The following is a 19,971-nucleotide window of genomic DNA, read 5'->3' on the forward strand; positions in this document are numbered from 1 at the left end:
AAATTCGAGAGGTACAAACTTCTGCTTCAACTGTGTATTATATCGATTCGACTCTCCTTTTTCTCTTTTGCCCTACGGGCGTTAACGAAAACTTTGCTACTGTTTCTTTTTAGCCATCATGCGTTCTTTTAATCGCGGAAACTTCTCGATCTCGGTGTGGGGGATAAACATTGCCGCGATATAGTTATTCATATAGGAAGGCGTTTCCGACAGCTCAAAATTTGTCATACGCCTGGTAACCTCGACCACATCCTTACGAATTGCATTGGTCAAAGCACTCATCCGCGCCCCAAGCAGCGAACCATTTCCTATATAGGTGACACGTGCAGGGTCTATTTCCGGCAAAAGGCCAAGGGTCATGGCTTTTTCAAGATCGATATAACTGCCGAAACCACCTGCCAGTATGATCTTCTCGATTGAATCCATGGTCAGGCCGACCTCTTCCAGCAACGTCATGCAACCACTGTAGATGGCGCCTTTAGCCCTGATCAGATTCTCGATATCCACCTCTGAAAGTGTGATATCCCTGTCGATCTGCGTTTCATCCTTCCATGCAACGACATATTCCCAGATGCCATTGGTGCTGCGAATCCTTGGGGTGCCTAGATCACGATTGAATCTACCGTTGTTATTGATCAATCCCATTTCGAACATCACGGCCGCCATAGTCAAAAGACCTGAGCCACAGATGCCTTTGGGTTGCTCATCGCCAATGGTGAGAATCATCGGCTCAAAGGTCACGGGATCAACAAGGAAATCCTCGATCGCACCTTTTGCGGCACGCATACCAAATTCAATCCCGCCACCCTCGAATGCCGGCCCGGCAGAACAGGCGGTGCAGGCGAGCCAATCCTTGTTGCCAATGACCAATTCAGCGTTGGTACCAATATCAAGGAAAAGGGTCAGCTCCTCATTTCTATACATACCACTGCCCATGATACCGGCCACAATATCGCCGCCCACATAACTGGAAATCTGCGGAAAGACAAGAGCAATGGTCTGCTCATCCAAATCGATACCTATCGAGGTCGCAACAAAAGGCGGATACAGGGTTGATGCAGGCACATAGGGCGACCTTCGCAGATAGCGGGGATCAATTGCCAATAAGAGCTGGGTCATGGTCGTATTGCCGGCGATGGTGATAGTGGAGATATTCTCTTTATCTACACCCGACTTCTTTACCGCCTTGTTGACCGCCCGGTTAATAGTCTCAACAACCACCTGTTGCAGCGTTTCGAGGCCTCCCGGTTTTTCTGCGTACATGATCCGGCTGATTACATCTTCGCCGTAACTTATCTGTCCATTGAAATCCCCATGCTCACCAAGGCACTCGCCGGTTGCTAGATCGATTAACTGGCAATAGACGGTGGTAGTACCTATATCGAGAGCGATGGCGTAACTCTTGTCGGAGGTGTCGCCAGCCTGAATATTTGTGATCAGCGTCTTGCCGTCATCCCTGACTGGTTTCACCAGGGTCGCAGTGACCTTGAAATTATCGGCTCGCAACACTGCCGGCAACTTGCGAATTACCGGCAAGGTAAGCTCAAGCTTATGCCACTCGGAGCTCTGACGCAGTCCTTCAATCAGCCTGGAAACATCGGGCATATTGTTCTGGGCATCAGGAGGGGGAATCTCAAGATATTGCTTGATCACCGGAGGCAAAAACAGCCCCTGCTCCTTCAATGTGTCAAAATCCAGTTCGGTGATAGTCGCTGTACGACGGGGTGCCACCTGTTTATTGAGAGCACTGGCATCAATTGACGACTCAACAGGAATCCTGATGGTAACGTCGGAATCAATTCTTGCCAGACAGGCCAGTCTATATCCCCTTGCCGCATCTTCCTCGGTCAGTCGATCGGAAAACCCCTCTGAAACCTGACCGTCCTCAACCAGAACCCGGCATTTACCACAGACACCGCCACCACCACAAGAGGCATTAACATGCACCCCGGCCTGCAAGGCCGCGCGGATGAGACTCTCACCAGCAGCAACCTCAATTTTCCGCTCATGCGGCAGAAAGGATACCTTGTATTTTTGTTTGGCAGATTCAACCATCAACGACCACTCACTTCCTATCTTCAACGGCAGGTCCCCGAAACACTTCGGGGATACCAACCGTATATTTGCATACTGTCCCCGACCTAAAACCACCAGCGACCGGGCACATCAATTTTCCAGCAACATGCACCATATTTAAATGATGTTGCAATGCAACCGGGAGAACTCTTTTGGGGGCAATGCCTGCCAGGGTACAGGGTGACTGGAGGGAACTACAGGAAATACGTAGCCTATCCGCCCGGGATAGGCACGATGCATGGTGTGTACGCGACAGACTCAATGGGTAGAATTGAATTCCCACTGACAAATCACCTTATGCAGACATTTCGGATCAACACGCAAAGAAGCGGACAGCACCGCCTTTCGCACTTAATTCACCACGCAAGGTTTACCTTGTAATTTGTGAAAAATCAACATCTAGGACGAATGTTTTGCATTCCTATTCGCCTTTCGGCTAAAATCAATTCTTCTGTTAGCGAACATAAAAACAACTGATCGAGAGCATCTCTTTTCATTATCAATCAACTTTGGCACACTCGCTGTGCAAAATAGTCATCGGCAACAAATCAGCACAACGGCACATCAATAGGTTAGGCGTACTCATCGCGCCTCAGCGAAATCATCGTTTTTCACCCCTTCCCTGACAAATATATCAAACCTAACTTTCAGTAATATGGTGAAAAGCTTATATCGATTGATGCTACCCCCTCCAGCTCGTGTAACATCGAATCCATCCGTTCTCTCACGACCTTTTCCTGAGACTCCGGCACCTTCACCTGGATACGAACCGACCCGTTTTCGACATAAACAGCTGCCTGAGGATAGTCAAACAGTGCAGCTTTGACCTCTGCCTGCAAAGCAAGGTCAACAATTCGCCTTGTCGAGTCTTCTGTCGCTTGATAACAGGGAAAAGAGGTTGATCTGGCAATCAGACTGGCGGCGTCTTCCACGCCCATGGTACTGATGTTGAGCACCATGTCGTAGTTTGCCGGCTCTGAGATATCAACACCATAGAGCAGCATTGCCCACTTTCGTCGCTCCTCATCATCTTTCAGCAATTGCTCACGCGCCTCTTCCCGTGAGATAGTTTTTCTCTTGGCTTCTGCAGCAACACGTTCATCAAGATCCGCGATAATACGTACCTTGATGACATGGCTGACGCCATCGACAAAAAATTGTCCGGCCAGCCCGTGGTACACATGATTATCTTTTTTCAGGAACCGGAGAATGGAGGATGACATGTAATTAATATAGCGATCCCGGCCAAAGGAAAATCGCTCCAACACCTGGGCAGCGTGCCTGACATTTGGCATCAGCCTGATTTCAGGAAGATCGTATATCTCACTATTTTGCAGCAAAGACCCACGCGATATGCATTCATACCTCAGCACCTCCGCCACGGCGTGCGCAACCTCCCTGCCACGATGGTAACTCCCCCTGGAAATACTGATAATCGGCATAATGTTTCCCTTTGAGTCTAGCAATCGGCAAATAGAGTCTCCGTCAAGCGAAACGATAGGCAACCGCCCTGACCTGCCAATCCTAACGCAATACCCCCTCCGTTCGCAACTGCTTTTACACCACTTTCTTACCTAATATACAATGTGATACTATGTATTGTTATCCATTCGACACCATTAAAGTTAAACAATCTTTTTATTATCCTGCACATACTTTTCATCCTTCATCGACACGTACTTCGATTCTCACAAAGAGATGGAGAAATCTATGATTATACACGGTAACAATTGCACCATCGCTGCTAATCATATATGATGACATTCATCCTCGAAGAGCAAAGATTCAAGCCTCTACCCAAACGGACAATGCAGGCACACAACCTGGTCTACAGTTGAAGCGCTGGTCGGCACGCCGAACAGTGATTTCAGTATCCCAGCCGCACCTTTCCGGGATCATGTCTATAATCTATACCCACAAGGAGACAACCATGCCGACGACAACAGACAATCTCAAGGAAGCCTTTGCCGGTGAAAGCCAGGCCAACCAGAAATACAAGGCCTTCGCTAAAAAAGCAGAGAAAGAGGGATTCGCCAACATCGCCAAACTTTTCCGTACCACCGCCGAAGCCGAGCGTATCCACGCGGAAGGTCACCTGAAAGCTCTTGACATGATCGCCTCCACCGCCGATAACCTTCAGGCGGCAATTAACGGCGAGACTTTCGAATTCACCAAAATGTATCCGCCGATGGTTGAGAAGGCCACCACCGAAGGCCATAAGGCCAAAACCATGTTCCGATTCGCAGTTGAAGCAGAAGAAGTCCATGCCAACATCTACGCGAAAGCCCTTGAGGCTGTGAAGAAAGGCGTAGATCTCGATGTTGCCGAATTCTACCTCTGCCCAATATGTGGCTTTATCGAACTCGGCAGTGCACCCGAGAAATGCCCTGTGTGTGGTGCCCTCAAGAAGGTATTCCATCTGGTTGACTAAGATGAGAATTGAATGATCTGCCGATAGACAGATCATAGACAACCAGGGCGGGGAACGCTTTTTCGTTTCCCGTCCTCTTCTTTTTTCCTTCCATATCCGGTATCTGTAAACGCCGAATACCCCAAGAATAAGCGATGTCTGCCCCTCACCAACTTTCTTTTATTGCCCGGAGCACTATCTCCTGTTGCCTGTTGCTTCTATCTGTATCACGGCTCCTCGCCACAGAAAATAACGACACCACCGCAATCATCATAGCACCGGCGGCACCTCCGGCTGAGACCATCCAAATCGAAGAAAAAAGCTACCAGATTCCCAGACCGTGGGTCGGCAACCGCATCTCCGCTCCGTCTTTGCCCATGAGCGCTTTCAAGATGATCCCTGTAGATCACACCCGTGACAGCACCCATATCTATGTGGTCACGGAGACACACCGCGCTTTAGTGAAGTTACTTGAGGCAGCCAAAGAAGACGGGATAGTGTTACGCATTGAGTCAGGTTACCGCAGTCCCGGCTATCAAAAGAAAATTTTTTCGAGAATGTTGGACGAAGGCCGTCAGTTCGAAGATATCATCCGCTATGTGGCACCTCCGGGATACTCGGAACATGCCCTGGGAACAGCGGTGGATTTTTATCCCAGCAACTGGGAATTTGCGCGACTACCTGATTACAGTTGGTTGCAGAAGCATGCATCTCAGTATGGTTTTACCGAGACATACCCGGAGCATAACAGCAAGCATTATCCATGGGAGGCGTGGCACTGGACGTATCATAAAGAAACGGAGACAGCTGCAACAAAGCAGCCTGAGCTGGAGGCCGCTGCGCCCCAAGGCTAGCCTGGAGCGCAACCGGAAGTACGTTAATTACGACAATAGCGATGATTTCCGCCGGCGGGAAGGACTCGGCATCTTGCCAAGAGCAATGCCAAAAACCAGGACACCGCCTCCAGCAAGGAACCAGTTGACGGTTCGGTCTTTCTTCATCTGGTTGTTTTCCGCCTCCAAAACGACAATTTTTTCGACCAGCTGCCGATTTTCTTCCGCAGTCTTCTGCATATCGTTTCTAATCTTCATGACATCGGCAGTATCGCGCTGGAGTGTCTGGAAATCAGTAACGACCTTATCGCGCTCAGCCACCAGCATATCGAGATCCGTCCTGGCTGTTTCAAGCATCGTTGTCATTTCTTCAATTTTCAGGGTGGCCTCAGTTTCCTTTTGTTGCAAAACCTCTTTTTCTTTTCGCAACTGGTCAACAAGTGCATCAAGAGGCGGCTCGTTTTTCAGAAAACGTCGCAACATCCAGCCCTCGACACCGTTACTCAGTCTCACCAGGGCATAATCTTCGTTTTCTTCCACCATTTCAACCGAGTTCCCCTCTTTCACCACCCCTACAATCTTATACTGATTTCCTTGGCCGGTCCGCACTACCGCCTCACCACTGGGCTTGACATAGCGTGTTACCGCCATGGTGTTATCGGCACAGAACAAGACCAAAAACAGTATCATAACAATGGGCATCGTCAACGAAAGCCTGTGACACATGGCCTTAAAAGATTGTTGCTCTCTTCTCATATTCAATAATCTCCAGAAAACAGTCCGACTTGACTGATATAGATGTTGGATCAACAAAGGTGGCACGAACGATATAGTCAAAGATAAAGACAATGTACAGAAAATAGCAGCGACATTGCACTCATCGCAAACGCCGCATCAGGTGATACCCATTGCAACGTCTTCACGTCAGGCATTCTGACACCAGTCAAAACCCTACGCCAGACTAGAAGCCTATTTTTACTCAGCTGCCTCTCTTCTGTCAAGACGTGTACGTTCTGCATGGGTGCTAAACGGTTGCCACTTTCACCTGCAACACCCTGCCTTTTTATCAAATACATGCAACTTCAACTAAATCACAGGCAAACCCTGAATATCACTCTTGACTGTAAAATGGTCAAGAAACCCATACCACTACAGGATTTACCAAAGGACTCGGCACCCATGTCCGTATGATATCTGAGCGATTTATTTGACGGAACCTTGTTGAAAACGATATTATGTAACCGTAACCATTCAACTGTTTTTCCCTCTAACTTTCTACGGAGAAGGGCAAACCATGTCAAATAGCAGCGATGTCATCATCACCCCAGGGATGCAGGCCTACATTGACCGGAATAGCAGCTATCTCAAAGAACGGGAACAGTATATCGCCAACGAGGTGAAAAAATGGAAATTTGACACAATCGCCGTCCACGGTCTCTATTCAGTTCAGGACGCAATAAATGATTATCAGGGGGCGATCATCGAACCCATCTTTATGAGCAGCTCACAGGCGTATCGTGATTCCGACGAGATGGCCGCCGCCCTGGCTTATAAAATACCGACATGGTGTTATTCGCGTATCGCCAACCCGTCAACCTACTACTATGAATGGACTCTCGCCCTGTTGGAAGGATACGGGTTTGATGGAGAAACCTCCTGCTGCTCTACCTCATCCGGCATGGCAGCAATTTTTACAGCGGTCCAGCCATTTTTAAAAGTCATCGACTCCTCAACCGAACCATGCAATTTCGTTGCCACCGCCCAGTGCTACGGCGGAACCTTCCAGCAATTCACTGTGCGGCTAATGCAGGAGCGCAATATCGAATGCCGCTGGGTGGTCAATGCCAATGATATTGATGAATGGGCCTCAAAAATCGATAAAAATACCCGTTTTCTTTACGGAGAGCTGCCCTCCAATCCGCAACTCTCGTTTTTCGACATCAAGGAGGTAGCAGACCTGGCCCACAGCCACCAGCTACCGCTCATCTGCGACTCGACTATCGCTACCCCCGCCCTGCTTCGCCCCATCTGCCATGGTGCCGACATTGTGGTGCAGTCGGTCACCAAAAGCCTCACCAGCAGTGGATTCGGCATCTGCGGCGCCGTCGTCTCTAGAAAGAACCTGGTCTCTGCCATCGTCGAAGAGGGGTTGAAAGAGGACTTTGCACTCAATGTCAAACTGTTGCAGAATCGTGACTTTGGCCCTAACCTGCACCCGCTGCAGGCGGTAATGAGCCTCAACGACATGCGGACCATACGCTCGAAAATGGATCTCATGAGCCGCAACACCATGAAAGTGGCGACCCATCTTCAACACCATCCTAAAGTGGAAAGCGTCCAGTACCTGGGACTTCCAAACCACCCCCAACATGAGCTTGCCAGCCGCTACATGTGGCTGGTGGATGCAGATCATGACGAGCTCTACAACCAACCGGTGAACCGTTATGGCCATCTCATGTCATTTTGCGTGAAAGGGGGCGCAACCAAAACCAGAACCTTTTTTGACAAGCTGCAGCGGATCTGGAGAGCTACCGACCTCGGCAGAATCAAGTCTGTAGCCACTATTCCGGCAATATCGACCCATCAACAACAAGGGGAATCCGCACGCGCTCTGGCCGGCATCCCTCCAAACATGGTTCGTCTCTGCGTCGGGGCCGAGCATCCGGATGACGTTATTGCAGACCTGGAGCAGGCCCTTGAAAAGATATAAGTCAGGTCAACCGGCACAGGCAGGCAGCAACGCACAACGAGTCATCAAATGCTGGAATCACATGTGACACAACAGTTCCTTGATGTAATTGATGCTATTGCGACTATAATAGACTCATTTTCCAGGACGTGACCGCAATTTTGCGGAAACTCTCCTATTCTACAATAACCAGCACTATCAACCTGACACAGGAGATATTTTCGTGGAACTGCTCAACAATCAATCTGCACTTATTCTTGAAGAAGACGAACACGGCGAAATCAGCGTCAACGTGGCAAGCGGCAATCAGGAAAGCATCACTTCCATGATCTGCGAGGCAATCGCCAGGAAGTTGATGTCGGACGAACAGTTCCAGACCGAGATCATGGATATGCTCGATGACGAGGAGGAAGAAAGCGAATAAGATCTCAACATGAAGACACTTTGAGTTGCGGATGTTGCTGCAGGCTTACCTCAGGACACAGCTTAACATCACCGCAACTCGAAAGGTTCGATAGGGGAATAATAATCTGGACAACCGTCCCTTCTCCGGGTTGTGTATCGATGGTCAGGTCTCCACCAAGATAAAGCAAGCGGTCTTTCAGCGAAAATAAACCGAATCCATTGCCTGAGACCTGGGCAATGTCAAATCCCTTACCCTCATCTGCAACCTCGGCAACAAAAAGATCGCCATCCTCCCGCAAGATAATCTGCCCCTCCCTGGTTCTCACATGCTTCACCACATTGATAACCAGTTCCCGCACAACTCTATAGAGAGTCACCTTTGCCTGCTGGTCGGGAGCAAGAGGCCTACTCAACAGATTGCTGAACACCAGACACATGTCGTGACGAATATTGATATCAGTAACCAACCACTCCAGGGCAGCCTCCAGGCCGAAATCATAGAGCACCGGAGGGCTTATCTGAAAGGTGAGGGACCGCAGATCGGTAAGCGCCTGCTCCAGATGAGTGCGGATATCGTGTAGCTCCCCCATTTCAGGTTTCCTACGCTGTACAGATTTTATCCGCGAGAGGCTTAAGGCAAGCAGCTGAGTAACACTGTCGTGTAAATCCGTAGCAATGGCTCGTCGCTCCCGCTCTTCGGTGGTAACGAGTTCCATGGATATCGCCTGCAACTTCTTACCAATACTCGCCCGCTCTTCTTCAATCAACCTTTCCTGAATGCTGATCAATCGCTCCGTCCGCTCGCGAATAATGTTATCACGATTAATAATCTGCTCCTGATGCTCCATCTCGACCGCCTCTGCTTCCTCAGTCAACTTGCGAATCCAGGGCAGACAATAGAGAGCGCCTTAGCCAAGCCGAATGAGCAGATTTGGCTCCTGGTAGCGTATCTGAAAGTCCCAGATAGATCTCTTATCCTCATCCGAATGTGTCGGACCGGAATCGACACAAATTGCATCGACGGTGATATCGTTCGCACCCGCCAACTTGGCATATGCCGCAAAGCAACCGGCATTCCACTGCATGGTAAATTCATTGATGACAATACCCGGATTATGGACAATCCGTATCTCAACGAACCCTTTCTCCAGTTTTCGTATCTGATACTCTTTGGTACGATTATATTTGGCCGCCTCCTGGGAGATTTTCATCGCCACCCTATGCCCCCCTAAAAGCGCCATCCCAAGGGTGGTACGTATCACAGGTTGAGTCTTATGGAGGGTGGAGCCGATTTTGTAGCCCAGGCGTGGATCAGGCACCTGCTCAAGGATCAGGTCATGGAAGGCTTTGACAAAGTTATGAGAGAACCAGTAGCGGGGATTCTGCAGGTGATATAACCTTACGGGTTCCACCACACCACTCTGCAGATTTTCGACATAGCAGGGAAACATTTTTGCAAGCCGGTCAAGCATGCCCTGAAGATCGAGGGATGGATGGCGATCTGTAAGATATTGGATGAGCCAGAAAGTATTAAGCGCCGAGACCTCTTTCGCCATCACCTCCGGCGTAGTGTTACCGTCCATGCATATGCCGATGAGAGAAAAACTGCAGAAGAACAGCAGCGATAACCGTTATATCAATGCTCACTTTTCTGCGATATGTCTCTACTTAGCAAATATTCCATGCGGAATCAATATCTTCCATATGAAAACCACACGATGTTACATTTCAACCGCAGCAGCATCGCGATGGCTCAACAGTCTTTCACTGAAACAATCAACTTACCGGTGATCCATTCGTTTGAAATAATTTCGAAAAATCCAATATGGAATATAATACGGTTGCACTTCAGGACAAAGACTTAAGGCATAATTGAATGCCATCTGATCCCTTCGTGACCAGGTTAGCAGCTGAGTAAACCAGGTCTCCATCAACAGTTGCAGCGCCGGTCGGCCGGACCGACGGATCATCACCCTGGCATTGATATGGGGCAAATGGTCCTGAAATCCCATTTCATTGGTATAATGCTGGTATTGTCGCTGCAACATATCCACATCATCCTTCCCTTCTTCAATGCATTTTTCCAGCTCCTGGCTGAGCGAATGCAAAAATGGATGTTGCAGGATAGCGAAATCACTGTCAATCGGTAGTGCCTGGGCAAGAAAACTATCTAGATCACCGCGTATACGTAGATTTGCGTCAACGTATACGCTGATATCATACCCCTGATCGACCAAATGATGGTTGATTTTGAAATGACGCGATAATCTGACCGGATCAAAATCCTCCTCATTTTCCAGCAAGCATACCCGCCATGTTCTGCTCGAAAGAGCCTTATTGTCGGTGAAGCAGACGTAATCCCAGTTCGGCAGCTTTTGAGGGATCTCATTGAGTCGGTCGTACCCGCCAGTCATTATTGTGTAAAAAAGCTTTTTTTCACCTCGATATCGTCGGGCACTTGTCAGTCGCACCAGGCTCGGACGTTGAAACAAGCGTCGCAGATTGTATGATAGAACCATACGCCAGAGATCGAGATTTCCGCCGCCACGATTGGTGTTATATTTCTTGAGATGTTGGAGATAATTCATAGATATGGAGAGGCAGTTCCAGCAGGCCCGATGATGCTGTTACATGAGAGTGGAGAAAAGAGTAAATGGCGCATTTTCCGGGCACTGTTCATGGGGAGTCATGTAAAACCCTGAAGACCACCTGCTGTAAATGATTGAAGATATATGGTTTAGAAACAACAGCTCGAAATCCGTAATCTGCATAATGCGCCATCACAGGATCCTCGGTATAACCACTTGAAACCACAACCCTGGCTTTGGGATCGATCTCCAGCAGTTGCTGGACGGTCTCCTTGCCACCTCCTCCACCGGGAACGGTAAGATCCAGAATAACAAGGTCAAAGCACCGCCCATCATCAACTGCTTTTCGGTACAGTTCGACAGCGCGAAAACCATTCACTGCCGTTACCACCTGACAATCCATTGCGACCAGCATTTCTTCGACGACATGGAGAATATCCTCATCGTCGTCCATGACCAGAACCCTTGGTTGGAAGCCAAGTGGTCCGACTGGTTCCGCTTGACCCGGTGCAATTGGTTCTACCGGGTGAGACGACGCGGGCAGATACATGGTGAAGGTTGTCCCTTTTCCAAGCTCTGAACTCACGCTGATTTTCCCTTTATGCCGTGCGATGATCGAGAAGACGCTGGCAAGTCCGAGACCACGGCCGGTCTGCTTGGTACTGAAATAGGGGTCAAACACCCGGCCAAGATGTTTTTCACTGATGCCGATACCCTCATCGCGGACCTCGGCTCGAATATACTTGCCGGCAGTGAGTCCAAAAAGAAGATTATCGGCGCCATGCTGGTAATTTGAAAACCGTATGCTAAGATGCCCACCATCCACCATCGCCTGTTTGGCGTTGATCGCCAGATTGGAAAAAACCTGCTGGATCTGGCCTTTATCCACCTCTGCCTGCCAGAGATCGTCATCAGCCGACAGCACCAGCCGGATGTTGCTGCCGGAAAGATCAAAAGACACCGTCTCCCGGACCAGATCGACGAGACTGACCTGTTCGATTATGGGGTCTCCCCCCTTGGCAAAGGTCAGTAACTTCCCGGTAAGATGAGTGGCACGATTGAGACTGTTTTCTGCCTGTTCGATGTGCCTGAACGCCGGGTGGGTATTTTCCAGCTTTATTTTGGCAAGAGAGAGGTTACCAAACAGTCCCGTCAAAATGTTGTTGAAATCATGAGCTATTCCACCTGCCAGGGTACCAATACTCTCAAGCTTCTGGATAACTTGACTATCCTGCTCTGCCCGCTTCTGGGCACTGATGTCGCGTATCGCTGCCACCCGCACCTGCTCGCCCCGGTAATTGATCTCACGCCCGCAAATTTCCACGGGGAATCGGCGACCATCCTTGGTGAGACCCATAGTTTCATAGGCCTGTTCATAGCCGGAATCCATATTCTCTCGCACATTTTCCCGTTCTTCGGGAGCGATCAATATGGTGGAATATTTGCCTTCCAGCTCTTCCGGTGAGTAGCCAAACATTTTTTCGGTATTATCATTCTGGCCGATACAGACGCCTTTTCTCGTGAGAACGACAGCCTCAAAGGTCGCTTCCGATAAAGCACGCTGATGCGCTTCCGATTCAAGAAGGTCCTGTTCCATCACCTTTCGCCGGGTCACATCACGGATAAAAGCATGCAGGGTGCCATCCGGCATCATCTTGCTGTTCATCTCAATGGGGACAACAGAGCCATCTTTCCTGGTGAGAGTCCGCTCAGTTTGCACCACTTTTCCCTGTTTGAGCAGATCATAGCGAAGCGGCACCCGAAGCTGCTCCTCTTTCGAAAATAGCTGGCCCATATGCATGGTGAGCAGCTCATCGCGTGAATAACCGGTCAAGGCAATGGCACTCTGGTTGACACCGGTAAAATTGCCCTTTGGATCACCGGTAAAAATAGCGTCAGCCGCCAGCTCTATTAAGCCTTGGCTGCGATCCCGTTCTTCCAGGGTTGCAACAACTTCACTCCGGCATTTTCGCAATGCTTCCTGCAAAACTGCCTGCTCCTGGTGCAGTTGTTCTATTTTGTCCTGGAGTTCCTGAAAAGAGGATTTCTTCATCATTACCGGGTGGTTCGATCACGAAAGGTTAACCCAGCGCTCAAAGGGGACAGTGAGCAGAGTCGCATTTCCTGCACTTTTATTGTCGCCATTTATGGCCTTCTTTTCAAGCGGATGTTCTATATCTTCGACGTTCATCACGCACCATCCAAAGCGGACAGCTCAGCAACCTCGACGAAATGTCCAGAAATCGGGATGCAACATGGCAATAAAAGGTATCAGCTCAAGCCTGCCCACAATCATATTTATGATAAAGATGATCTTGGTGGCAATTGATAACATGCCGAAACTCCCCATCGGACCTATTTCGCCAAATCCGGGACCGATATTGCCAATTGTTGCGGCGGTACCGACAAACCCTACAGCCGCATCGCCCTCGATCATGGTCACAACCAGCCCAGATATCACCATGAGCATGATGTAAAAAAGGAGAAAACCGAGAATCTGGCGCTGGATATCCTCAGGTACTGTGGTTCGATCGATTTTTACCGGTAACACCGCCTGGGGATGGAGCACCTGTGACACCTCCCTCTGGAGGTATTTACCCATAAAAAGAACGCGTACAACCTTAACACCGCCACCGGCAGAACCGGCACAGCCTCCGACCAGCATAACCGTCAACAGCATTGTTTGCGCGGGTACAAGCCACAAAGCAAAATCGACCGAGGAAAAGCCGGTGGTGGTAATAATGGACACGATCTGGAACAGACCATCCCTCAGGCTGTCAGCCCCGGACATCTGGTGGCTGAAATAGAGATTCAGGCCCAGCATGCTTGACATGAACAAAACAATAGTGAGATAGAGACGAAACTCCTCGCTTCGAAAAAGCGAGTGGGGTTTCAGCTGGACCAAGGCACGATACTGGAGTGCAAAGTTTCCTCCTGCCAAAAACATAAAGCAGGTGATAATCCAGGTTGAAGCTGAGCTCTGGTACCCCATGATCGACTGTGGATGCGGTGAAAACCCACCCGCAGCCATGGTTGTGAGACTGTTACAGACCGCATCAAATAGCGGCATACCGGTAAAATGGAGCAATCCAACTTCAACAACAGTCAACAGGACATAAATAAGCCACAGCGCCTTGGCGGTCTGGGCAATACGCGGGGTAAACTTGTCTTCGGTCGGCCCAGGTGCTTCTGCAAAAAACATCCGGCGGCCAGCCACGGCAAACTGGGGAAGGATGGCGACAAAGAGAACGATGATACCCATGCCCCCCAACCACTGGGTCAAACTCCGCCAGAAGAAGAAATCTTTGGGGTAAAGGGAGAAGTCGATCAGGATTGTCGCCCCGGTAGTGGTAAAACCTGAGACGGACTCGAAGTAGGCATCAAGCGGGCTCAGCCCATAAAAAAGATAGGGAATACCACCTATTGCCGCCATCACTACCCAAGTGAGGGTTACAATCATAAATCCTTCGGAGCGCGTAACAGAATCGAAATTATGACCCCATCCGCCTCGCCACTGGCAAATCAACCCGGAAATTAATGCACAAACGGAAGCCACCAGGAAAGGAAGAATGGATGAATACTCCTCCTCGAGTATCGCCACCACAATCGGCAACAGGATAATCACCCCAATGCCGAGGAGTATCAGGCCAAGGGCATTGGCAATCGTGCTCTTTCTCATTTTGTAAAGACCGCCCGCAACAATTCAGCATTTTCAGCAATGGTGAAAATCTTCAGTTGATCACCAGCGCTGATCATGGTTCGACCATCTGGTATCACAATGCTGCGTCCACGTTTAATAATGCCGATGATGGCATTTGCCGGCAATTTGAGATCCATAACCCTGGTATCGACAAATGCTTCAGATACTTCGATACGAAGTACTTCGCCCTGCCCTCCTTCCACCAGTGCCAGGATATTGACATTTTTCGCATGCAGGTGATTGAGCAGTTCTTTCATCGCCGACTCTCTGGGCGAAACGACCACGTCGATGCCGACCTTTTCAAAAAGCTGAGCGTTTCGGGCGTTACCAACCCGGGTGACGATGCGCCGAACCCCAAGCTGTTTGACTAAAAGCGAGCAGAGCAGGTTTTTCTCGTCATTATTGGTGACGCAGATCACCACATCCATATCACCAATGCCTTCATTCTCCAGCAACTCAAGATCGGTGCCGTCACCATTCAACACCAGACTTTTTTTGAGATTATCCGTTAAAAAAGTACATCGGCTGAGACTGTGCTCAAATATTTTCACCCGGATATTGGCTTGCTCCATCTGGTGGGCCAGAAAGTAACCGACATTGCCACCGCCGATAACCGCTGCAGTCCGGATTCTGTCATTTTTTTGAAAAACATTGACGGCCAGCAAATCCAATGCTGGACCTGTCCCCATGAAGATCACTTTATCGTCTACGGCAATGGTGGTGGAACCATTTGGAATAAAGAGAACATTATCCCTGGTAATACCTACGATAAGTACATCTTTGGGAAAGGAGTAGTCCATGATTCGCTTGTTGCAGAGCGGTGAGTCATCTTTGATCCGGTACTCGAACAGTTTGGCCTGACCGTCATCGAAATATTCGACATCGATGGCCTCCGGCACCAGGATAATGCGAAAGATATCCTGGGTCAGTAACTGTTCAGGCCAGATGACCGTGTCGATATCATATTTCGTCTGGTAACGATATTGGACAGGTGAAACAAGATTATTGTAAATCTCTCCTTTACGGACAAAACAGACCGTCTCAGCATTAACAATTTTCTTAAAGGTCCAGCAGGCGACAATATTGGCTTCGTCCGTCAAGCTACAAGCGATAAACAGTTTCGCTTTCTTGCCGTTTGCCTGCTCCAGTGCCGCCACATCGGCTCCACTGCCGCAAACGTAGCCAATGTCAAGGTTATTGAACCGCTCCGGCAGCCGCTCAAACTCATCGATGACGGTGATATCATGTTCCAGATACAACCGGGCAGCGATCATATAGCCGATATCGGTTGCCCCATAGACAAGTATCTGCATTTGTAGTCCTCCTTCCCTCTTATTCCGTGAAATGCGTGACTTACAGGGTAGGATACATTTCACGGGAGATCTCTATCCGCCTGCCTGCGACAAAATACCACGCCAAGACAAAACCCGAAATGACAAATTCGGTAAGAAGTTAGAGCAACTGCGCGCTGAGAAAAGAGGCTATCCGTCCACCACATTCAAAGTGAACGGATAGTAATTGAGGAAAAAATTATTTGAAATACTGCAAAAGGGCATGCAGCGTCGTCAAAGGATGGGGCGGACAGCCGGGAATATAAAGATCAACAGGCAGAAGGCTGTTCAGATCACCGACTACCTCATCACTGCCATAGAAAGGCCCGCCAGAAATTGAACAGCAACCACTGGCGATAACTACCTTCGGCGCTGGTACAGCCTCATAGGTATCAAGCAGGGCCTGGCGCATGTTACGGGAAATGGGCCCGGTAACATGGATACCGTCTGCATGGCGGGGAGAGGCCACAAAATCAATACCAAAGCGTGACAGATCAAAAAACGGGGTATTGAGGACGTTGGTGTCAGCTTCGCAGGAATTGCAACCAGCCGCCGAAACCTGGCGAAGCTGCAGTGAACGGCCAAAAAGTTTCTTGAAATGCTGTTTGGCATGATCCGCCAGCGCCGGTAAACTGCCGCCAGTAATGAGATCGGATCTGTTAGCTGCACCCAGTTCGAAATTCTGGCTGAACTTGACAAAAGCGCCATTCGCCACTGTTTCACACTGGCCGCAGAAGGTGCATCTGCCAAGATCAATGGTCCTGGCAGAGACGTCTATGGCCTCCTGCGGGCAGATAACAGCACACTGCCTGACGACATCACTGCTGCAGTTACTGTCTATCACCGGCAACCCTCTAAAACGATGGTAGAGGTTGATCGGCACTTTCGGATATGCAGAGGTCTTGCACCCCTGCTCCAGTTTGTTTTTGAATACTTTCAGCATATTCTATACCTTTTATCACAGGTGAACGGCGGCAGAACTCTTCTGCCGCCGTAGCTTCTTACAGGTCGAATCCGCAGTAAGAGAGGTTGTAGCTCTTGTTGCACAGCGGAAAATCCGAGATTTCCTGATTCCTCAAAGACATGGCCAGCCCGGTCCAGTTATGGAAGGACGGGTCCTTGATCTTATAACGCTGCACTTTTCCGCTACTGTCGGTCAAGACGCAGTGTGAAACTTCACCGCGCCATCCCTCGTTAATGGTTACGACAAAGGAATCGGGCTTGAGAGCACAATCTTCCATCTGTACCGGTGCAGCGGTCGTCTCCGGTTTATCGAGCAGCATATTGATGATTTTTAAGGAGTGCATGATCTCTTCTCTTCGAACCGTCGCCCTGCTCAGCACATCCCCCTGCGTCACATGGTTGCTGTTTGGAGGCAGTTCACCATACATTTCCGTAGGAAAACTGACCCGCGCATCATAACCAATGTTGCAGGCCCTGCCAGCGTAACCCACCAGACCGAGGTCTTTCGCCATCTCATGCTTCACGGTTCCTGTGTGCTCAAATCGGGCCAAAACGGTATGGGCGGTAAAGAGCAGATCACAGACGTGTTCAATTTCAGGGGTTGTTTCGGCAAGCTTTGCCCGAATAAGCTGACGTTGCTCGTCACCCATCACATGGGCCACACCGCCGGGTCGAACAAGCCCTCTTCCGAAACGATTACCGCTCAGAACCTGTAGGAGATTGAGAAACTCCCCGCGTAGCCGGCCAAAGTAGGCTGCAGGCGGGTTAAAGGCCACATCACCGCTCAATGCTCCCAGGTCACCAATGTGGTTACATATCCTCTCAAGTTCCAAAGCGATTGAACGAACAATCTTCGCTCCTTTGTCCACATTTTTGCCGCTCAAGGACTCCATTGCCTGGCATAGACAGAGATTATGACCAATGGTGGTGTCGCCGGCAATTGTCTCACAGATGATCGGAAAGCGTTTCTGCGGCATTGTCGGCATCATCTTCTCAATGCCTCTATGCTGATAACCAAGCTGGATTTCGAGATGAAGAACCTCTTCACCCGCACACTGAAACCGGAAATGACCCGGTTCAATAATACCCGCATGAACCGGCCCGACCGCGACCTCATGGATAGCCTGCCCGTCCACCTTGAAATAGGGGTAGTTGCCGGGGATCTCAGCAGAATAGTTATTCCCAAAGACATCCTCTTCGCCGGAATAGTTCTTGTGATACCGAACCATCTTCAGCCAGGGATGCCCATCAGGCTTCAGCCCATACTGTTCGGCTATCTCCCGCTCAAACATATGGAATTTTTCGCTGACAGCGCCGGTCAGCGACTTAAAGGTCCGACCAGTTTCGGTGCCGATGACAAAAAGTCCGGCACTATTGCGAACAACTGCCAGCAGTCGGTTTGCATTCTCTTCCTGATAGGCAAAATACTGGACAATAAAGCCCTCGTTTTTGACAAACGCCGAAAGCTCGGTATAAAACACATCATATGGGACCTGGGGAATATCGGCCCGGGGTATAACCTGACCGTTATGTATTTGCAAAAGGTAGTTATCCATGAATCGTTCCTCCGATGGTAGCGATCGCCTGGTTAATCGCCGTATAAATGGCATCCGGCATCCAGACACAGAGGGTCAGGGAAGCAAGCAGCAGAGCGTACGGGGCAATCAGACGCAGCATTTTCTCGCCCACCTGTACTTTCTCCACACTTTCGCCAAAGGACATGGACATAAAGACACGTCCCGCCCCGGCAAAAACCAGGGTCAGCCCAAAGAGGAATAAGGAAGCACTTATATAGCGCTTACTCTGGAACGCACCGATTATGATAATCACTTCACTGATAAAGAGCCCGAACGGTGGCAAACCGGAAATACCGACAAATCCTGCAAAAAACGAAACAAACGTTTTTGGCAGACTGTTGATGATCCCGCCGATCCGCTGCACCTTCTTGGTCCCGAAACCCAAAAGGATGTTACCAGCTGAGAGAAAGAGTGAGGACTTGATAAGCGAGTGGTGAATGAGATGCAGGAAGGCGCCGTACATGGCAAAGCCGCCGATACCGACACCGAAGGCGATAACGCCCATGTTCTTGATACTCGAATAGGCAAGCATCCGTTTGTAATCGGGCTGGCCAATAATGAAAATGGCGCCGACAATCATGGAGAGCAGACCAAAACCTACCAGAACATTACCGGAAAATTCACCAAGTCCGGCCACATTCATCAGCACATCCATCTTGTAGATACCAAGAAAAGCGCAGTTTAAAAGAGCACCCGACAAAAGCGCCGAAGCAGGACTCGGAGCCTGACTATGTGCATCGGGCAACCAGGTATGCATCGGCGCAAGTCCCATCTTGGTACCAAAACCAATAACAACAAAAATAAAGCCAGCCTTCAGCCATACCGGATCGAGCTGTGCTGCGACGGTGTTCAGCGAGTTAAAGGTGAGCGGTGCGTCGATATTGCCAAGCTCCATGGCGAGGGTGATGAAGAAGCAACCCAACAATGCCAGTGCAATTCCCACAGAACAGATGAGGATGTATTTCCAGGTTGCTTCTAGAGCTTCGGTGGAGCGATGCGAGAAAATTAGGGGTGCGCTCACCAGGGTCGTTGCTTCGATGGCGATCCAGAGAACAATGGGATGATCCGACAATGTCACCATGGACATGGTGCCGAGAAACAGCATCATGCAGCAGTTGAACACCGGCTTATTTTCAACCTCTGTCTCCTCGATATACGAAAACGCATAAATGGAAATACAGACGAAGATAAACGAGGTGACCAGAAGAATCAGCAACCCCTCAGGCGATGCACTAAAAAACTGCGGGAAGGCTGGCGTAAGTTTACCCATCCAGCTCATCACCGTTAACTGCAGGTGAAGAAGCGCCGTACAGAGGAGCAGTATCCTGCTCATGCCCGATGGGAGTGCGAGGGCGGCAAGCCCAGCAACCAGTGGCAGTAAAAAGACAAGTTCTATCAT

Annotated in this window: 16 protein-coding genes; 4 read left to right on the top strand and 12 right to left on the bottom strand. The window is 49.6% G+C overall.

What is annotated here, in order from left to right; translation table 11 throughout:
* Window positions 1–96: 96 nt before the first annotated feature.
* Both BUF15_RS14325 and BUF15_RS14330 read right to left on the bottom strand, forming a co-directional pair.
* The gene (locus BUF15_RS14325) at window positions 97–2,055 is read right to left on the bottom strand and encodes an ASKHA domain-containing protein (protein WP_073614252.1); all 1,959 of its coding nucleotides are present in this window, start codon (window positions 2,053–2,055) and stop codon (window positions 97–99) included.
* Between the two features lie 668 nt (window positions 2,056–2,723).
* The gene (locus BUF15_RS14330; protein ID WP_073614253.1) at window positions 2,724–3,518 is read right to left on the bottom strand and encodes a cytidylate kinase-like family protein; all 795 of its coding nucleotides are present in this window, start codon (window positions 3,516–3,518) and stop codon (window positions 2,724–2,726) included.
* 488 nt (window positions 3,519–4,006) lie between these two features.
* Between BUF15_RS14330 and BUF15_RS14335 the strand changes: the two genes are divergently transcribed.
* Window positions 4,007–4,507 carry a rubrerythrin family protein gene (locus BUF15_RS14335; protein WP_073614254.1) on the top strand — a complete coding sequence of 167 codons (501 nt, stop codon included), beginning with the start codon at window positions 4,007–4,009 and terminating at the stop codon, window positions 4,505–4,507.
* A gap of 134 nt (window positions 4,508–4,641) precedes the next feature.
* Window positions 4,642–5,340 carry a M15 family metallopeptidase gene (locus BUF15_RS14340; protein ID WP_073614255.1) on the top strand — a complete coding sequence of 233 codons (699 nt, stop codon included), beginning with the start codon at window positions 4,642–4,644 and terminating at the stop codon, window positions 5,338–5,340.
* Window positions 5,341–5,367: 27 nt separating this feature from the next.
* On the opposite strand, the gene BUF15_RS14345 is transcribed toward BUF15_RS14340, so the two are convergent.
* A complete protein-coding gene (locus BUF15_RS14345) occupies window positions 5,368–6,009 on the bottom strand; it encodes a TIGR04211 family SH3 domain-containing protein (RefSeq protein ID WP_159441304.1) in 642 nt (213 codons plus the stop codon).
* A 604-nt stretch (window positions 6,010–6,613) separates the two neighbouring features.
* On the opposite strand from BUF15_RS14345, the gene BUF15_RS14350 reads away from it, so the two are divergent.
* Window positions 6,614–8,029 (top strand): PLP-dependent transferase, encoded by a 1,416-nt coding sequence (locus BUF15_RS14350; protein ID WP_084554011.1) that lies wholly within the window; start codon window positions 6,614–6,616, stop codon window positions 8,027–8,029.
* A 202-nt stretch (window positions 8,030–8,231) separates the two neighbouring features.
* Window positions 8,232–8,432, top strand: a complete 201-nt coding sequence (locus BUF15_RS14355; protein WP_073614257.1) for a twitching motility protein — start codon at window positions 8,232–8,234, stop codon at window positions 8,430–8,432.
* 4 nt (window positions 8,433–8,436) lie between these two features.
* On the opposite strand, the gene BUF15_RS14360 is transcribed toward BUF15_RS14355, so the two are convergent.
* From BUF15_RS14360 to BUF15_RS14400, 9 genes are all read right to left on the bottom strand, one after another.
* Window positions 8,437–9,288: a sensor histidine kinase gene (locus tag BUF15_RS14360; RefSeq protein WP_073614258.1), complete on the bottom strand. Its 852-nt coding sequence runs from the start codon at window positions 9,286–9,288 to the stop codon at window positions 8,437–8,439.
* 33 nt (window positions 9,289–9,321) lie between these two features.
* Window positions 9,322–9,996 carry a hypothetical protein gene (locus BUF15_RS14365; protein WP_143170727.1) on the bottom strand — a complete coding sequence of 225 codons (675 nt, stop codon included), beginning with the start codon at window positions 9,994–9,996 and terminating at the stop codon, window positions 9,322–9,324.
* 198 nt (window positions 9,997–10,194) lie between these two features.
* Window positions 10,195–11,001 carry a glycosyltransferase domain-containing protein gene (locus tag BUF15_RS14370; protein WP_073614260.1) on the bottom strand — a complete coding sequence of 269 codons (807 nt, stop codon included), beginning with the start codon at window positions 10,999–11,001 and terminating at the stop codon, window positions 10,195–10,197.
* A gap of 88 nt (window positions 11,002–11,089) precedes the next feature.
* Window positions 11,090–13,057: a PAS domain-containing hybrid sensor histidine kinase/response regulator gene (locus BUF15_RS14375; RefSeq protein ID WP_073614261.1), complete on the bottom strand. Its 1,968-nt coding sequence runs from the start codon at window positions 13,055–13,057 to the stop codon at window positions 11,090–11,092.
* A gap of 159 nt (window positions 13,058–13,216) precedes the next feature.
* On the bottom strand, window positions 13,217–14,680 hold the full coding sequence (locus BUF15_RS14380) for a TrkH family potassium uptake protein (RefSeq protein WP_073614262.1): 1,464 nt from the start codon (window positions 14,678–14,680) through the stop codon (window positions 13,217–13,219).
* Window positions 14,677–16,014 carry a Trk system potassium transporter TrkA gene (trkA, locus tag BUF15_RS14385; RefSeq protein ID WP_073614263.1) on the bottom strand — a complete coding sequence of 446 codons (1,338 nt, stop codon included), beginning with the start codon at window positions 16,012–16,014 and terminating at the stop codon, window positions 14,677–14,679. Before trkA ends, BUF15_RS14380 begins: the two co-directional genes overlap by 4 nt.
* Window positions 16,015–16,231: 217 nt before the next feature.
* On the bottom strand, window positions 16,232–16,975 hold the full coding sequence (locus tag BUF15_RS14390) for an NADH-quinone oxidoreductase subunit B family protein (RefSeq protein WP_073614264.1): 744 nt from the start codon (window positions 16,973–16,975) through the stop codon (window positions 16,232–16,234).
* Window positions 16,976–17,033: 58 nt separating this feature from the next.
* Entirely contained in the window at window positions 17,034–18,551 is a 1,518-nt protein-coding gene (locus tag BUF15_RS14395) for a hydrogenase large subunit (RefSeq protein ID WP_073614265.1), read from the bottom strand.
* On the bottom strand, window positions 18,544–19,971 hold the full coding sequence (locus tag BUF15_RS14400) for a proton-conducting transporter transmembrane domain-containing protein (protein ID WP_073614267.1): 1,428 nt from the start codon (window positions 19,969–19,971) through the stop codon (window positions 18,544–18,546). Before BUF15_RS14400 ends, BUF15_RS14395 begins: the two co-directional genes overlap by 8 nt.

It is taken from the genome of Desulfopila aestuarii DSM 18488 (assembly GCF_900143695.1).
In the GTDB taxonomy this organism is placed as follows: Bacteria; Desulfobacterota; Desulfobulbia; order Desulfobulbales; family Desulfocapsaceae; genus Desulfopila; species Desulfopila aestuarii.